A 14521-nucleotide genomic window follows, 5' to 3' on the forward strand; every position below is an offset into this window, starting at 1 on the left:
GAGTGGCCCTGTTGCGGTTCCCGGAGCAATCCGCAGACGGGGCTAGATCTCCGAGTTGACCTCCTCGTCACTGATCTTGGACTGTGCGGCGTGGTCACGGGCGGCCACTTCGTCCAGGACTTCCGGCCCCACCAGACCGGCGGCGATCTCCCGCAGGGCGACCACGGTGGGCTTGTCGTTCTCCCACTCCACCTGGGGGTTGGTGCCTCCGGCAAGCTGACGGGCACGCTTGGCGGCCACCAGTACCAGGTGGAAACGGTTTTCCACGTTGTCGAGACAGTCTTCTACGGTCACTCGTGCCATGGCCGGCAGTACTCCTGAAAAAACGGCGGGAAAACGTTCAATATTAGGGGTTCGGGCACCGGGATGCCAGCAATTCGCTCAGCAACGCCCGTTTGCTGTGGTGCTGGGGCCACATGCGCAGCCGGTTGGCGGTAAAGATGGCCTTCAGGTCCGCCAGGGCATCCTCGAAGCAGTCGTTGACCACCAAGTAGTCGTATTCCACATAGTGAGTCATTTCTTTGACCGCGTCCTGCATGCGCCGTTCGATCACGGCGGCGCTGTCCTTGCCCCGGGCCTGGAGTCGGGCACGCAGGGTGTCCCGGGAGGGCGGAATGATGAAAATGGACTGGCAGTCGGGCATCAGCTGACGGACCTGCTGGGCGCCCTGCCAGTCGATCTCCAGGATCACGTCCCGGCCCTGATCCAGTTCCGCCTCCACCGCGGCCCGGGACGTGCCGTAATAATGGTCAAAGACCCGGGCATGCTCCAGAAAGGCCTTGTCCTCGATCATGCCCAGGAACTGCTCCGCATTGACGAAGTGATAGTGGGTACCGTCCACCTCCCCCTGCCGGGGCGGACGGGTGGTGTGGGAGACGGACACCACCAGATCCGGACGGGCCTCCAGCAAGGCAGCCACCAAGCTGGTCTTGCCGGCCCCGGAGGGTGCGGACACGATGAAGAGGGTTCCCTTGACCAAGATGCAGACTCCCGGCTTGACGACTGGATGACCCGCTAGGGTAACTCAAGGCGGGGGACCGATGCAGCCCGGACAGGGATCAGTCCATCAGATCCACCTCGATCCCCTGCTCATAGAGGGACTGGGCGCGCCGGTCCAGGTAGCGCTGCAGCTCCGGCTCGTCCCGGTAGGCGCCGGTGAGCACATATTCCATCAGGGATTGCACATGGAAGGTCCGCAGATAGCCTTCGGCCCGGATCACCTCGCCGTCCTCGGGGGTGTAGAAAGCCAGCGTGGGGGTGTAGAGCACACCGCTGTCCCGTGCCCAGGCCGCCGCGCTGGTCTGCTCGCCCTCGGGGGTGATGACCCTGTCACGGCCGGCGACATCGATCTGCGCCACCTGGAACCGGGCCAGCAGCGCCTCGCTGTCGGGGCGGGCCAGGATATCCAGGTGCAGTTCATCGCAGGCGGAGCACTGGGCCTGCTCGAACAACACCAGCAGGGGCCGGCCATCCTCTCTCAGGGCCGAGGCCAGGTCATGGGGCGGCTGCAGCCAGCCGTCGCGGGCATGCAGCACCCCCGTGGCGGGCTCCGGCGACAGTTGTTCGAAATACGCCTGGAAGCTGATGTCGTTTTCCCGCCGCTCCCCGATCCAGGATAGCGCCGCGCGGAATCGATGGGGCTCGAAATAGCCGTTGATCCGTCCGACCACCTGGAACTCCTCGTTGAACATCAGCAGGGTGGGGGTGAACTGGACATTCAGATCCCGGGCAAAATCCTTCTCGGTGGTGTCGTGCCCGGCCATGTCGGTGACTTCCCGATCCCCCCACATGTTGATGGCAATGACGTTGAAATGCCGCCGGGTCAAGTCGGCGATGTCGCGCTGGCCGAAATTGTCCCGCACCAGCTTTTCGCAGTAGGGACAACCGTCCTGATAGAAATACAGCATGAGTCGCCGACCGGCATCCGTGGCCTCCTGAACGTCTTCCCGAATATCCAGAAAGGACTCATGGAACCAGGGCGGCGGTTCAACCCAGCCCGGGTTGACCATGCCCGGCTCCAGACGGGCTTCCTGGGCCGGTGCGACGCTCCAGGCGGACAGCGCGACCAGCAGCAACACCGGGATGAGCGTGAACGATCGAACAGGGTTCATGGCAACCTCCTGGCCCGCTCGGGGCCGCTACGGTGGATGTTCCCCAAAACGGCGGGACCCGGCAAAAGCCGGGTCCCGGTGACATCATTCGTGGTGATAGGCGGTCACCCGCTCCACCTCGTGGCGCGACCCCAGCACCACCGGCACCCGCTGGTGGATGTCCTCGGGGTTCAGGGACATGATGCGCTCCCGTCCCGTGGTGGCGGCGCCTCCGGCCTGCTCGATGATGAAGCCCATGGGATTGGCCTCATACATCAGGCGCAACTTGCCGCCCTGGCCCTTGGCCTGAATTTTGGTATCCATGGGGTACATGAAGATGCCGCCCCGGGTGAGGATGCGATGCACCTCGGCCACCATGGAGGCGATCCAGCGCATGTTGAAGTCCTTGCCGCGGGGACCGTCCTTGCCTTCCAGGCACTCGCTGATGTAGCGCTTCACCGGCGCCTCCCAGAACCGCATGTTGGAGGTGTTGATGGCAAATTCCTGAGTATCCGCCGGGATCTGCACGTTGGAATGGGTGAGCAGGAATTCACCGAAATCCCGGTCCAGGGTGAACATGTTGGTACCCCGCCCCGTGGTCAGCACCATCATGGTGGAAGGGCCGTAGAGACAGTAACCGGCGGCCACCTGCTCGGTGCCGGGCTTGAGGAAGTCCTCCTTGGAAGGATTCTTCACCCCCGGCGGGGCCTTGAGGATGGAGAAGATGGTCCCCACCGAGACATTGACGTCGATATTGGAGGAACCGTCCAGGGGATCGAACAGCACCAGGTACTTGCCCCTGGGGGCGCTCTCCGGCAGGTGATGGACATCATCCATCTCCTCCGAGGCCAGGCCGGCCACATGGCCGTTGTGGGCCAGGGCCTCGATGAAGATCTCGTTGGAGATGATGTCCAGCTTCTTCTGCTGCTCCCCCTGGACGTTCTCGGACCCGGCGGTGCCCAGCACCCCCACCAGATCCCCCTTGTTGACGAGATCGGAGATCTTCTTGCAGGCCACCGCGATGTCGTTCAGAAGGCCGGTGAACTCGCCGGTGGCCCCCTCGAACTGGCGCTGGGTCTCGATGATGAAATTGGTCAGCGTGGTACCGATATACATGGATGGTGTTCCCTTGGTGGTGTTGAAGCCGTCCGGCGCGGCACTGTTATTGTGATGTTCCCCTATCGGGGAGCCGCGCCTTTGTGACGGTTATACTATCAGAACCATCCGGCAGAACCATCCGGGCTTACGCCTATTCCACGGTCACCGTGATCTGCTCGGACACCACCGGCGGATCAAAGCTGGCATGGCGATAATCCATGAACAGCAACTGCAGGGTATGCCGGCCCGGCGGCAGACTCACCTCGGCCTCGGTCTGCCCGCCGCCGAAATGCAGGGTGTGGTCGGTGAACGGCAGCGGCATGTCCAGATTCACCGCGTCCAGATCCTTGTTGACCAGCAGATGGTGATGACCGGTATCGGGACGATCCACACCGGCGGGCGCCACGCCGGCCCCCTTGAGCCCCATGCGCACGGTAAAGGGCGAAGTGACCGTATCACCGTCGGCCGGGCTGATGAAGTAGACCGAGGCCCCCTCGGGCGGAGCGATGCGCCCCAGGTCCGCCTGGGCGGTGCCCAGTGTCAATAGAGCCGGTATCGACAAGATGATCAATGCGGTCAGGATTTGACGATGCATGGAGAAAACCTCCCGGGATTGATGAACCATCAAAAGTTGATCATGCCGCCAGGATTATAGCCCTTCTCCTGATTTTGGCCGACGTCGCTTGAGAAACCCCCGGCACCCATGGATACTCCCAGGCTTCAAGAAGATCATTGATGAGGGGATCCCCCCTCGGTCAGCCAACGCATCCGCAGGAGTTGCCGCCATGTCCAGGACGATCACGTCACAGCCCTCGATCCAGTTTGCCCAGGCCGTCACGGGCGCTGCCGACAAGACCGGCACCCAGGCCCCACCGTCCCCACTGCCGTCGGCCCTGAGCGGCGAGCGACGCACCCTGGACAGCAAGGCGGGCTTGCTCTGTTACTACCAGGGTGGCCCGGCCCGATCCGAGGCACAGCACACCGTGCCCCTGCTGCTCATTCACAGCGTGAATGCCGCCGGCTCCGCCTACGAAATGAAACCCCTCTATGACCACTACAGCCGCCTGCGGCCCGTCTTTGCCCTGGATCTGCCCGGCTTCGGCGGCTCGGACCGCAGCGACCGGCCCTACACGCCCCGCCTCATGACCGATGCCGTTCATGCCATGGTGCAGGAGATCCGCCGGCTGATGGGCGACGGCCCCATCGATGCCATCGCCCTGTCCCTGGGCTCGGAGTTCCTGGCCCGGGCCGCCGCCGAATCCGCCGACGATTTTCGTACCGTGGCCCTGGTCAGCCCCACCGGCTTCCGGGGTACCGGTCGCCTGGACGGCCCACCGGAAAGCACCCGGGGCATGCCCTGGCTGCACACCCTGCTCACTCGGGGTCCCTGGAACCAGGGCCTGTTCAACGCCCTGACCAAGCGCAGCGTGATCCGCTACTTCCTCAACAAGGCCTGGGGTTCCCGTCGCATCGACCTGGGCCTGCTGGAGTACAGCGTGGCCACCACCCGCCAGCCCGGCGCCCAGCATGCGCCCTATCATTTCCTGGCGGGCAACCTGTTCAGCAAGGACATCACCCGGGTCTACGAATCCCTGACCCTGCCGGTGTTCATGTGCCACGGCGAGCGGGGCGACTTCGTGGATTATCGCGGCAAGGCCGCGGTGGAACGCCTGCCCAACTGGCAGGTGGAAGAACTGCCGACCGGCGCCCTGCCCTTCTATGAACTGCCCGACGAGTTCACGCAGAAGTATGATGCCTTCGTGGAAAAGACCCTGGGCACCACGGGCGAAGCCTGATCGGGACTGAGCACCGATGGAATTCCTGTACGAGTACGGCCTGTTCCTGGCCAAAGCGGTCACCTTCGTGGTGGCCGCCCTGATCCTGCTGGGCAGCATCACCGCCGCCGCCGGCGGATCCCGGGAACGGGGCCAGGAACACCTGAACGTCCGGCATCTCAACCAGCGCTACCGGGACATGGAAAAGACCCTGGGCGAGCATCTCAAGACGCCCCGCAGCCTGGGTCAGCGCCTGCGGCGACTGGGCCGGAAACAGGATGACAAGAAGCCCTCCCCGCCGCCGGACCCGGATCGCAGCCGCATCTTCGTGCTGCGCTTTCACGGCGACATTCGCGCCTCCCGGGTGGAAAACCTGCGGGAAGAGGTGTCCGCCATCCTGACCCAGGCCCGCAAGGACCTGGACCAGGTGGTGGTCTGCCTGGAGAGCGGCGGCGGCATGGTGCCCCACTACGGCCTGGCGGCCTCCCAGCTGGTCCGGCTGCGGGACGCGGGACTGCATCTCACCGTCACCGTGGACCGGGTGGCCGCCAGCGGCGGCTATCTGATGGCGGCGGTGGCCCACCGCATCGTCGCCGCGCCCTTCGCCATCGTCGGCTCCATCGGCGTGGTGGCCCAGCTACCCAACCTGCACCGCTGGCTCAAGCGCCGGGAGGTGGACGTGGAACTGCTCACCGCCGGCGAATACAAGCGCACCCTCACCGTCCTGGGTCAGAACACCCCGGAGGGACGGGCCAAGTTCCAGCAGGAGCTGGACGAGGCCCATGCCCTGTTCAAGGCATTCCTGGGCCGTTACCGGCCCCAGCTGCACCTGGAAACAGTGGCCACCGGGGAGCACTGGTACGGGGAGCAGGCCCTGCCCCTGAATCTGGTGGACGCCCTGAGTACCAGCGACGATGAACTCATGCGCCTGTCCAGGGAGTTCGACCTGTACGAGGTCACCTACCGCCGCAAGCAGCCCCTGGGCAAGCGCTTCAGCGGCGCCGTGGACGGGGCGCTGGACCGCGTGATGCGGCTTCTCGGCAGAACCTGAGATTCCAACCAACCCATGACCCAGACCAGCAACCCACCTTCCGCGGTGAAAACCCACCGGATCGGTCCCATCTATCTGGCACCGGGCATCCTGCCCCTCCACGGCTGGACCTTCTTCTACGGTGGCTTCGTCTCCATCGGTCTGCTGGTGTTCATCACCATCGGCCAGACCTACATCCTCAACGAGCACCTGAACATCCCCCTGGACCAGCAGGGCACCCTCACCGGGGATCTGGTGTTCTGGACCGAGGTGGTGGCCCTGCTGCTGTTCATACCGGCGGGGATCCTCATCGATCGCATCGGCCGAAGGCCCATCTTCATTGCCGGCTTCATGCTGCTGGCGGCCACCTATGTGCTCTATCCGCTGGCGGGCTCCAGCGATGACCTGTTCCTGTATCGGGCCATCTATGCCATGGGCATCGTCGCCATTGCCGGCGCCCTGTCCACGGTGCTGGCGGATTACCCGGCGGAGCGTTCCCGGGGCAAGCTGGTGGCCATCATCGGCATGCTCAACGGCCTGGGGATCGTCATGATCGGCCAGATGTTCGGGGTGCTGCCGGAGGTGTTCACCGCCCGCGGGGTCAGCGGCACCGATGCCGGGCTCTACACCCATCTGCTGGTGGCGGGGCTGGCGGTGGTCTCCGCCATCATCATCGGCTTCGGTCTCAAGGGCGGGGTGCCACCCACCCGGGAGGCCCGCCCGCCGGTGCGCAAGCTGCTGGTCACCGGGGTGACCGAGGCCCGCAACCCGCGCATCCTGCTGGCCTACGGCGCGGCCTTCATCGCCCGGGGCGACCAGTCCATCAATGCCGCCTTCGTCGTGCTCTGGGGCACCACGGTGGGCATCGGCATGGGCATGAGTTCGCCCGAGGCCATCAAGCAGGCCACCCTCATCTTCGTCATCACCCAGGTGGCGGCCCTGCTCTCGGCGCCGCTGCTGGGGCCGCTGGTGGATCGCCTGAACCGGGTCACCGCCCTCGGCGTCTGCATGGGCCTGGCGGCCCTGGGCAACTTGGCGGTGATCTTCATGGACAATCCCCTGGGCGGCGGCACCACCTGGATCTTCTTCGTGCTGCTGGGCATCGGCCAGATGAGCGTGTTCCTGGGCGGGCAGTCCCTGATCGGCCAGGAAGCCCCCAAGGCCACCCGCGGCTCGGTACTGGCCATGTTCAACATCAGCGGCGCCCTGGGCATCCTGCTGATCATGATGATCGGCGGCCGCCTGTTCGACCACATCGATCCCCGCGCCCCCTTCGTCCTGGTGGGCGTCATCAACATCCTGATGATGCTGGCCAGCTTCTATGTCCGGGCCAAGGCCCCCGGCATGAGCATCTCCCAGGTGGAAGCGGAGCGGGACGGCATGACCTCCATGGAGTCCCAGGACCCATGGATCGACCCGGCCCACCGGCCGCGGGATCGCAAGACCTGACCTTTTTCGGAGCACTTTCCATGAGCATCACCCAACAGTTCGACAACGTCACCCTGAACACCCAGGCCAATGTGTACTTTGACGGCAAGTGCGTCAGCCACGGCTTCACCCTGGCGGACGGCACCCGCAAGTCGGTGGGGGTGATCCTGCCCGCCCGCCTGACCTTCAACACCGGGGCGCCGGAGATCATGGAATGCGTGGCCGGTGCTTGCCGGGTCCGCCTGCCGGGAGAGGATGCATGGCGCAGCATCGCTGCCGGAGAGTCATTCCCGGTGCCCGGCGACGCCAGCTTCGATATCGAAGTGGACGGCGAGCCCTTCCACTACATCTGCCACTTCGGATAATCGTTGCCGCGACGGCGGCTCAGAAGCGTCCGGACAGGTTCAGGGGAACCCTGCCTTCCGCGTCCGGCCGCCCCATGAAGCCCAGGGCCTGGGACAGCTCCCGACGGGCGCCTTCCCGCGTCCCCAGGCGCAGACGCAGCTGGTAGGCCCCGTCCGGGGCCAGTCCCGCCGTGCCTTCCGCGAACAACGGCCCGCCCTGATCGCGGATGACGGCCTCCAGATGACCCGCCTCGGTGGCGGTCAGGGTGGCCCGCAGATCCCCCAGGGGGAGGGGTTCGGGCAGTCCCGAGGCGGCATTGAGCCAGCCCACCACGCCCTCCACCTGACTGAAACGCCCCTGCCGGTCAAGCCGCAGGCTGGGGATGTCCGCCAGGACCCGCCCCTGCACGATCACCGGCAGGGTCAGATAGGCCTCGGCCAGTGCCGCCGCCGGCAGGTCGGCCCGCAGATCCCGCAGGCGCAGGCCCGAAGGGTGAAGACCCAGGCGGCCGGCGGCCGTCCCGCCCGCCGGCCGCAGGGTGACATCCACCCGCAACTCCCCGCGCAGCCCCGCCAGGGGACGTACCCGCCATTGCAGATCCGACAGCATCAGTTCATCCAGCCGGACCTGTCGCGCCTGCCCCTGCCAGAGGGTGCCGGACATCCCCGCCGGCTCCACCCCGTCAGGCACCAGTCCCCGGTCACGGGCCAGTTGCCAGGCGAAGGATGCCGGCAGGGTCACCAGCAGGAAGATCAGATAGGCGATTCCCCCCAGTACCAGGTAATGCCACGACTTCAGACCCGACTTCACGCCCCCTGCCCCTCCAGCACCAGTCGTGCATTGACCCGGCCGGCGGCCGGCTGGCGGTCCACGACCAGACCGCTGACCTGAATCCCGTACTGCTGCCCCAGCCCGTCCAGCCAGCGTAACAGGTCATCGAAGGCGACATTCTCCATCCACACACGGACCGTCCCCGTCCCCTCCGGCTGGACCCGCCGCAGACTGGAGGCCAGGTTCGCCTGCCTGGCCGTGGCATCCACCAGCCCCAGCAGGGACTGGGTGCCCTGGGCCGCGGGCGCGGGACCGGACTGCCCCCTGGCGGCCCGCACCTGCGCCGAGGCCGCCTCCATCCAGCCCAGATCCCCCTGCAGTCGCTCCACCGTTCGCGCCGTGGCCTCCACCCGGTCATTGAGAGGTAGCCAGATCAGGCCATAGGGCAGGATCAGCGCCAGGCACAGACCTCCCAGGGTCAGGATCCGCCGGTCGCGGGATGAGAGTGTTTGCCACCACGGGATCATGACTCGTTGCTCCGGATCAGGATGCGGCTGTCCACCCGGTCTTCCCGGGTGCTGGCGGACTGGATCTCCACGCTCCAGCCGGGATTCGACTCCAGTTGCCGTCGCAGGCGGTCCAGACTCTGGAGGTCGGCCAGATGCAGGTCCAGATCCAGTCGACCCGGCTGGTAGCGCAGACTCTGGATCATCAGCCCCTGCTCGGCGGCCAGGGCCGGGCCGGCCACCGTCAGCAGGGCCTCCAGGCCGGAGGCTGTCGGGCCGCCGCCCTGGCCCTGGTGCAGGCTGTTGAGGGCGCTCTGCATCTGGCGCCGGGGGTCCACCACGCGGCTGCCGGGGAAAGTCCGCTCAAAAACCTGAGTGATCTCCCGCTCCAGCCGGTCCCGCTCCGCCTGCAGGGTGTGCAATTCCCACCCCAGGGCAATGAACTGGACCACGACCAGCGCCAGCAACAGGGCCGCCGCCGGACGCCAGGGGCGCCACCACCGGCCCAGGCCGTCGCGGGGACTGAAGGCACCACTGGCCAGATTGAAGGGTGCCGATTTCGGCCAGGCTTCGACAATGGCGGCCGCCAGACCCGCGGCGGCAACAGGGCGTGCGACCGGTATCCCGAGCGCCGGCTCCAGGCGTTCCAGGGCCTGATCCTCGGGCAGTGCCGATCCATGACGGCGGATCTCCAGGCGCTCGGGACGCCGCTCCGGCGGGGTTTCATCCCAGTGCAGTTGCAGCAGGAAGGCAGCGTTGTCCCGCTCCATGGCCATGCCGTCGCCCTCGGCCGTGGCCAGCCAGGCCAGGCTTCCTTCCAGCCAGATCGTCCAGGCATCCGGCGCCGTGGGCAGGACGGCGGTCTCGGGCACCATCAGCCGAGGTTCCAGCCCCTGCCCGCGCAAGGCTTCCCGCCAGGCCCGCATGTCCTCCACGGACACCACGGCCACCCGCAGGCGTCCATCCGGGTCCCGGGCGCCGGGGACGAAATGCAGGCTTTCCACATCGTCCGCCAGCTGGTCCTCCAGGGCATAGGGCAACGCCTTCATCATCGCCCGGCTGTTGCGAGTGGGCATTTCCACGCGGGTGAGCAGGACCCGCGATCCGGGAACCAGCATGATCAGACGACCGGCCGGGAGCTGCCCCGCCAGCACCTCCAGCCCCGCCGGGGACAGGGCCTGCACGGTGCCGTCCGTCATCTGCAGCAGGGCTTCCCAGGGCGCCCCGGGATTGCCGGCATCGGTGGGTCTCAAAAAGACCTGGCTGGGGTTCACGGATCGTCTCCGGTGATCGGGCAAGAAGGCATCATCATGGCAAATTTCATCAGGATCTGCAGGGGGCTTCAGGGCCCGCAGGCGGTCTGCTCCCGCAACACCACCCGCTGTTCCCGGGTATCCAGCACACTGCAGAGCAGGAAACGCCGCCCGGCCAGCTCCGTGCGAACCGCCAGACGGAAGTACCGGGACTCCACCGTCGTGTCCTCGGCGGTGCCGAAGGCCCGCTGCAGGATTTCCGGGGCCTCGTGCAGATTCATGATGGAGGTGGTCTCCGGCAGGGCGGTCACATAGGGGGCCACGGCCCACCAGACCGGTGTCGTCACCCCCAGCACCAGCCGCAGTTCGCTGGGGCTGAGCATGGACCGGTTCCCGCTCAGGTAGGGCGGGTCCAGGGCCCGATAGGCGGGGTCATCGGTCTCCGGATCGAGCCAGTCGGTGAGATGGACCAGCAGGCGTTCGGGATCCAGGCGCAGGTCCGGGGTTTCCCGGGCAATCTCCTCCAACAGCCGGACAAATCCCTGCCGCAGTTCCTCGTCTTCCCGGGCCAGGGCATTGAGATTGAAGCGGCAATGCAGGTCTTCCAGCAGGACGACCAGCTCCGCCCCTTCCAGATAGACGGGAATCGCCGGAGACACACACCCCTCCCAGGGCAGTTCATCATCCTCGTCGCGCTCCCCCAGCAGGCGCAGGGCATAGGCTTCCGCCCCCAGGGAGAGCTGATAGGCCTGGTCATGGGTGAAGACATTGGTGGTCCGGCGGATATCCAGATGCTGCCGGGTGGCCATGGAGACGGCGGCGATGGTGGCCAGGGCCACCACCAGCAGTGCGGTGATCAGGGCGACGCCCCGTTGACGGCGATACATGGCGGCGGTCACCGGCGGGTCATGAATGGGTCACGGGAAACAGCCGCGATACCCGGCCGATCCCTTCCAGGTCCAGGATGATCTCCACCGCCAACGGCAGGGCCATGTCCTGTGAATCCCCCCCCAGGGGCGGCCAGAAGGCCGATGTGGTCAGGCCCTCGATCCCGTCCCGATGATGGAAGCGCAGCTCCCAGTCCCGCAACCCGAACCCCTCCCGGCGCAGGATCACGGGCATGCGGCCGACGGGAGTCTCCCCGCCCCCGTCCAATGCGGACCAGTAAAGCCGATACAAACTGCCCTCATCCATCTCCCAGGCCACCCGCTGCAGGCTGCTGCGACCGGCACCGCCCCGCACCCCGGCGCGGATCACCTCCAGCCGCGGCGGCACCCGGAGGCCGTCATGACGGATCGGCGGCTGGAACTCTCCCAGGCCGTCCCGGGCCGGGCGACGGGCCACCTGCTCCAGATCCCGCCCCAGCAGGGTCATGGCCATCTGCACCTCCGCCAGACGGGCGGCGGACTCATCCGTCAGGGCCCGCGCCTCCAGTACCGCCCGCAGGCCGCCGTAGGCCATCACCGAGACCAGGGCAAACACGGCCAGGGAGACGATCAGCTCCAGCAGGGTGAAACCGCGTCCGTAGCGTGCAGAAGGGGGGCGACGGAGGCTCATTGCCAATTCAGGTACCCCACCAACCGGGCCAGGGGGGAGGTGTCCGGATCATCCCGGTCACGGACGCTGATCTCGATCCGGGGCACGGGTCCCAGTTCAAAACCGCCCACATCCAGCATGGCCGGATCCAGACGCGCCTCCCAGAACCATTCCCGTTCCGCCATCATGCTGCTCCCCCGCACCACGGCCTCGGCCGGGGCATCCAGCCCGGCCCGATAGCGGTCCATGACGTTGGAGGCCACCCAGTGGGCATAGGTGCGGTCACGCAGTTCGGCGGCGATGCGGGCGTTGTCACTGCCCAGCTTGATCACCGCGCCCAGGGCCACCGCCAGGATGGTGACCGCCACCAGCACCTCCAGCAGGGTGAAACCCTGTTGCGGCCTCAGCGCCATGGCCGCAATTCCCTGCCGTGAGGGTCCGCCGGTTCCAGTATCTCGATCCGCCCCCCGGGATGACCTCGAATGACGAAGCGGGGTGTGCGGGCCTGATCGGTCAGCCACTGCAGTTCAAAGGGGGTGATCTCGCCGCTGATGCCCAGGTATACATGGGGCGCCGGATTGGCCGGCTCCCGCTCCAGGCTCACCGGCTGCCCCTCCAGAGACAGGGCCAGCTCGATGCCCAGCCCCCCGAGCTCGCGCCATTGCAACGGTCGATCCCCCGGCACCGGGAGCCACTCGTAGCTGCGGGCATCCACCTGATATTCGCGCAGAAAGCCGTACCCGTGCCGACCCACGCTCAGGGCGGTCTCCTCGGCGGTGAGGATGCCCTCGTCCCGGGCCAGGTCGACCAGGGCGACAAAGCGGCGCATTTCCTGTTCGATGTGACGATCGCGGCCGCCGTCGCCCACCGCGATCACCGCAAAGGTGACCATGATGCCGACGATGAACAGCACCACCACCACCTCCAGCAGGGTGAAGCCGCGACAGGAATGGTCGGGGCCGGACGGGGACATCCGGATCACTGACCCCAGTTGCCGATCTCTGCGTTGATGCCTTCACCGCCCGGACGGCCGTCGGCGCCGAAGCTGTAGAGATCGAAATCGCCCCGGGTACCTGGATGCAGATACTGGTAAGGGTTGCCCCAGGGGTCCATGGGCAGGCGGTCGATATACCCGCCCTGGCGCCAGTTGCGCGGTTCCGGCTGGCCCGAGGGCCGCTGCACCAGAGCCTGCAGGCCCTGATCCGTGCTGGGGTAGACGAAATTGTCCAGACGGTAGAGGTTGAGGGCACTCTCCAGGGCGCGAATGTCGTTCTGCACCTTGGTGATACGGGCCTCGTCGGGACGATCCATGATCCGGGGCACGACGATGGCCGCCAGGATCCCCAGGATCACCACCACCACCATGACTTCGATGAGGGTGAAACCGCCTTGTCTGTGTGGATGGATGTTCATGCGCATGCAATCCCCTTGTTGAATATGACCACTAATTGACCAGCTGGTTGAGTTCGAAAATGGGCAACAGGATGGCCAGCACGATGACCAGCACCACCAGCCCCATCACCAGGATCAGCACCGGCTCCAGGATGCCCATGATCATGGCGATGCGGGTTTCCAGTTCCCGCTCCTGGTTCACCGCCGCCCGCTCCAGCATCTCGTCCAGGGAGCCGCCGGCCTCGCCGCTACGGATCAGGTGGACGGTCATGGGCGGGAAATAGCCGGACCGCTCCAGGGCCACGCCGATGCCGGAGCCCTCCCGCACCCGCTGGGCCACCGCCTGTACGGCTTCGCGCATGGGCCGATTGGAGATCACCTCGGCGGCGATGCGCAGGGATTCCAGCACCGCCACGCCGCTGGCCGAAAGAATGGACAGGGTGCGGGCGAAGCGGGCGGTATTCATGCCCCTGGTGAGGCGCCCCACCAGAGGCAGGCGCAGCAACAGGCGGTGCCAGGCCCGTAGCGGACCGGGCCGGCGCAGCAGATACCGAAACAGCAGACCGGCCGCCACCAGTGCCGCCAGCAGGATCAGACCATAATCCCGCAGGGCATCACTCACCGCGATCAGGGTGCGGGTGAGCCAGGGCAATTCCTGACCGATGCCGCTGAACACCTGGACCACCTCGGGGACCACGTAGGTGAGCAGGGCCACGGTCACCAGCACCGCCATGGTGGTGAGGATGGCCGGATAGAATAGGGCCAGCTGTATCTTCTGGCGCATCTGCTGACGATTTTCCGTGTAGTCGGCCAGACGCTCCAATACCACATCCAGGTGCCCGGACTGCTCCCCGGCGGCGACCGTGGTGCGATAGATATCGGGAAAGACATGGGGGAAATCCCCCAGGCCGCGGGCCAGGGAATGGCCTTCCATCACCCGGGTGCGCACGGCCATGAGCATGCTGCGAATGCGGGCCTTCTCACTCTGGCGGGCCACCGTGCCCAGGGCCTCCTCCAGGGGCAGCCCCGAACGCACCAGGGTGGCCAGCTGACGGGTGAGCAGGGCCAGATCCATGGCACTGATGCCCCGAGACAGGCCCGGCAACCGTTGCCGCCGGCGTTCCCGCAACTGCACCGCCTCCACCGACAGCGGGGTCAGACCGCTCTCCCGCAGTTGCTGGCGGACCTGGCGGGGGGTATCCCCTTCCAGCACCCCGCGGACCTGACGTCCGGTGGGTTTCAGGGCTGTGTATTCAAAGGCGGGCATGATTCGGTACGGGTATCCAGGGACGCATCG

18 protein-coding genes are annotated in these 14521 nt (G+C 66.5%); 4 read left to right on the forward strand and 14 right to left on the reverse strand.

Annotated features, from left to right (window positions below):
* Window positions 1-42 precede the first annotated feature (42 nt).
* The 5 genes from rpoZ to LQD11_RS04435 form a co-directional block, all read right to left on the reverse strand.
* Complete coding sequence (rpoZ, locus tag LQD11_RS04415) at window positions 43-303, reverse strand: DNA-directed RNA polymerase subunit omega (protein ID WP_238616426.1); 261 nt, start codon at window positions 301-303, stop codon at window positions 43-45.
* A 43-nt stretch (window positions 304-346) separates the two neighbouring features.
* The gene (gmk, locus tag LQD11_RS04420) at window positions 347-979 is read right to left on the reverse strand and encodes a guanylate kinase (RefSeq protein ID WP_008931447.1); all 633 of its coding nucleotides are present in this window, start codon (window positions 977-979) and stop codon (window positions 347-349) included.
* A gap of 79 nt (window positions 980-1058) precedes the next feature.
* Window positions 1059-2111: a thioredoxin family protein gene (locus LQD11_RS04425; RefSeq protein WP_238616427.1), complete on the reverse strand. Its 1053-nt coding sequence runs from the start codon at window positions 2109-2111 to the stop codon at window positions 1059-1061.
* Window positions 2112-2195: 84 nt separating this feature from the next.
* Complete coding sequence (locus LQD11_RS04430) at window positions 2196-3206, reverse strand: class 1 fructose-bisphosphatase (protein ID WP_008931449.1); 1011 nt, start codon at window positions 3204-3206, stop codon at window positions 2196-2198.
* A 133-nt stretch (window positions 3207-3339) separates the two neighbouring features.
* Complete coding sequence (locus LQD11_RS04435) at window positions 3340-3783, reverse strand: DUF4399 domain-containing protein (protein WP_338081469.1); 444 nt, start codon at window positions 3781-3783, stop codon at window positions 3340-3342.
* A 190-nt stretch (window positions 3784-3973) separates the two neighbouring features.
* Here LQD11_RS04435 and LQD11_RS04440 point away from each other — a divergent pair, with 190 nt between their 5' ends.
* From LQD11_RS04440 to ppnP, 4 genes are read left to right on the forward strand one after another with little or no spacing between them, the layout of a single operon-like run.
* Window positions 3974-4984 carry an alpha/beta fold hydrolase gene (locus tag LQD11_RS04440; RefSeq protein WP_238616428.1) on the forward strand — a complete coding sequence of 337 codons (1011 nt, stop codon included), beginning with the start codon at window positions 3974-3976 and terminating at the stop codon, window positions 4982-4984.
* Between the two features lie 16 nt (window positions 4985-5000).
* Complete coding sequence (gene sohB, locus LQD11_RS04445) at window positions 5001-6014, forward strand: protease SohB (protein ID WP_238616429.1); 1014 nt, start codon at window positions 5001-5003, stop codon at window positions 6012-6014.
* 15 nt (window positions 6015-6029) lie between these two features.
* On the forward strand, window positions 6030-7442 hold the full coding sequence (locus tag LQD11_RS04450) for an MFS transporter (protein ID WP_238616430.1): 1413 nt from the start codon (window positions 6030-6032) through the stop codon (window positions 7440-7442).
* Window positions 7443-7462: 20 nt separating this feature from the next.
* Window positions 7463-7786 carry a pyrimidine/purine nucleoside phosphorylase gene (gene ppnP, locus LQD11_RS04455; protein WP_200173731.1) on the forward strand — a complete coding sequence of 108 codons (324 nt, stop codon included), beginning with the start codon at window positions 7463-7465 and terminating at the stop codon, window positions 7784-7786.
* A gap of 19 nt (window positions 7787-7805) precedes the next feature.
* Here the strand turns inward: ppnP and LQD11_RS04460 are convergent, their stop codons facing one another.
* The 9 genes from LQD11_RS04460 to gspF all read right to left on the reverse strand — a co-directional run bounded on the left by LQD11_RS04460 (window position 7806) and on the right by gspF (window position 14491).
* A complete protein-coding gene (locus tag LQD11_RS04460; protein WP_238616431.1) occupies window positions 7806-8576 on the reverse strand; it encodes a type II secretion system protein N in 771 nt (256 codons plus the stop codon).
* Window positions 8573-9064, reverse strand: coding sequence for a type II secretion system protein GspM (gene gspM, locus LQD11_RS04465; RefSeq protein ID WP_008931456.1), 492 nt, complete (start codon window positions 9062-9064; stop codon window positions 8573-8575). The genes LQD11_RS04460 and gspM overlap by 4 nt, the downstream gene beginning before the upstream one ends.
* Window positions 9061-10317 carry a type II secretion system protein GspL gene (gene gspL / locus LQD11_RS04470; protein WP_238616432.1) on the reverse strand — a complete coding sequence of 419 codons (1257 nt, stop codon included), beginning with the start codon at window positions 10315-10317 and terminating at the stop codon, window positions 9061-9063. The genes gspM and gspL overlap by 4 nt, the downstream gene beginning before the upstream one ends.
* A 68-nt stretch (window positions 10318-10385) precedes the next feature.
* Window positions 10386-11183 (reverse strand): type II secretion system minor pseudopilin GspK, encoded by a 798-nt coding sequence (gene gspK, locus LQD11_RS04475; RefSeq protein WP_040405118.1) that lies wholly within the window; start codon window positions 11181-11183, stop codon window positions 10386-10388.
* A gap of 19 nt (window positions 11184-11202) precedes the next feature.
* Window positions 11203-11853: a type II secretion system minor pseudopilin GspJ gene (gene gspJ / locus LQD11_RS04480; RefSeq protein WP_238616433.1), complete on the reverse strand. Its 651-nt coding sequence runs from the start codon at window positions 11851-11853 to the stop codon at window positions 11203-11205.
* On the reverse strand, window positions 11850-12245 hold the full coding sequence (gene gspI / locus LQD11_RS04485) for a type II secretion system minor pseudopilin GspI (protein WP_238616434.1): 396 nt from the start codon (window positions 12243-12245) through the stop codon (window positions 11850-11852). The genes gspJ and gspI overlap by 4 nt, the downstream gene beginning before the upstream one ends.
* Complete coding sequence (gene gspH / locus LQD11_RS04490; RefSeq protein ID WP_238616435.1) at window positions 12236-12805, reverse strand: type II secretion system minor pseudopilin GspH; 570 nt, start codon at window positions 12803-12805, stop codon at window positions 12236-12238. Before gspH ends, gspI begins: the two co-directional genes overlap by 10 nt.
* 5 nt (window positions 12806-12810) lie before the next feature.
* Window positions 12811-13245, reverse strand: coding sequence for a type II secretion system major pseudopilin GspG (gspG, locus tag LQD11_RS04495; protein WP_238616436.1), 435 nt, complete (start codon window positions 13243-13245; stop codon window positions 12811-12813).
* Window positions 13246-13276: 31 nt separating this feature from the next.
* Window positions 13277-14491, reverse strand: coding sequence for a type II secretion system inner membrane protein GspF (gene gspF, locus LQD11_RS04500; protein ID WP_238616437.1), 1215 nt, complete (start codon window positions 14489-14491; stop codon window positions 13277-13279).
* Window positions 14492-14521 lie beyond the last annotated feature (30 nt).

The organism is Ectothiorhodospira shaposhnikovii, assembly GCF_022227765.1.
Lineage (GTDB): Bacteria > Pseudomonadota > Gammaproteobacteria > Ectothiorhodospirales > Ectothiorhodospiraceae > Ectothiorhodospira.

What these genes read in the sequence shown, in the direction of transcription:
- rpoZ (WP_238616426.1), bottom strand. Translation starts at nt 303, where the DNA reads ATGGCACGAGTGACCGTAGAAGACTGTCTCGACAACGTGGAAAACCGT.
- LQD11_RS04425 (WP_238616427.1), bottom strand. Translation starts at nt 2,111, where the DNA reads ATGAACCCTGTTCGATCGTTCACGCTCATCCCGGTGTTGCTGCTGGTC.
- LQD11_RS04430 (WP_008931449.1), bottom strand. Translation starts at nt 3,206, where the DNA reads ATGTATATCGGTACCACGCTGACCAATTTCATCATCGAGACCCAGCGC.
- LQD11_RS04435 (WP_338081469.1), bottom strand. Translation starts at nt 3,783, where the DNA reads ATGCATCGTCAAATCCTGACCGCATTGATCATCTTGTCGATACCGGCT.
- LQD11_RS04440 (WP_238616428.1), top strand. Translation starts at nt 3,974, where the DNA reads ATGTCCAGGACGATCACGTCACAGCCCTCGATCCAGTTTGCCCAGGCC.
- sohB (WP_238616429.1), top strand. Translation starts at nt 5,001, where the DNA reads ATGGAATTCCTGTACGAGTACGGCCTGTTCCTGGCCAAAGCGGTCACC.
- LQD11_RS04450 (WP_238616430.1), top strand. Translation starts at nt 6,030, where the DNA reads ATGACCCAGACCAGCAACCCACCTTCCGCGGTGAAAACCCACCGGATC.
- ppnP (WP_200173731.1), top strand. Translation starts at nt 7,463, where the DNA reads ATGAGCATCACCCAACAGTTCGACAACGTCACCCTGAACACCCAGGCC.
- gspM (WP_008931456.1), bottom strand. Translation starts at nt 9,064, where the DNA reads ATGATCCCGTGGTGGCAAACACTCTCATCCCGCGACCGGCGGATCCTG.
- gspK (WP_040405118.1), bottom strand. Translation starts at nt 11,183, where the DNA reads ATGTATCGCCGTCAACGGGGCGTCGCCCTGATCACCGCACTGCTGGTG.
- gspJ (WP_238616433.1), bottom strand. Translation starts at nt 11,853, where the DNA reads ATGAGCCTCCGTCGCCCCCCTTCTGCACGCTACGGACGCGGTTTCACC.
- gspI (WP_238616434.1), bottom strand. Translation starts at nt 12,245, where the DNA reads ATGGCGCTGAGGCCGCAACAGGGTTTCACCCTGCTGGAGGTGCTGGTG.
- gspH (WP_238616435.1), bottom strand. Translation starts at nt 12,805, where the DNA reads ATGTCCCCGTCCGGCCCCGACCATTCCTGTCGCGGCTTCACCCTGCTG.
- gspG (WP_238616436.1), bottom strand. Translation starts at nt 13,245, where the DNA reads ATGAACATCCATCCACACAGACAAGGCGGTTTCACCCTCATCGAAGTC.
- gspF (WP_238616437.1), bottom strand. Translation starts at nt 14,491, where the DNA reads ATGCCCGCCTTTGAATACACAGCCCTGAAACCCACCGGACGTCAGGTC.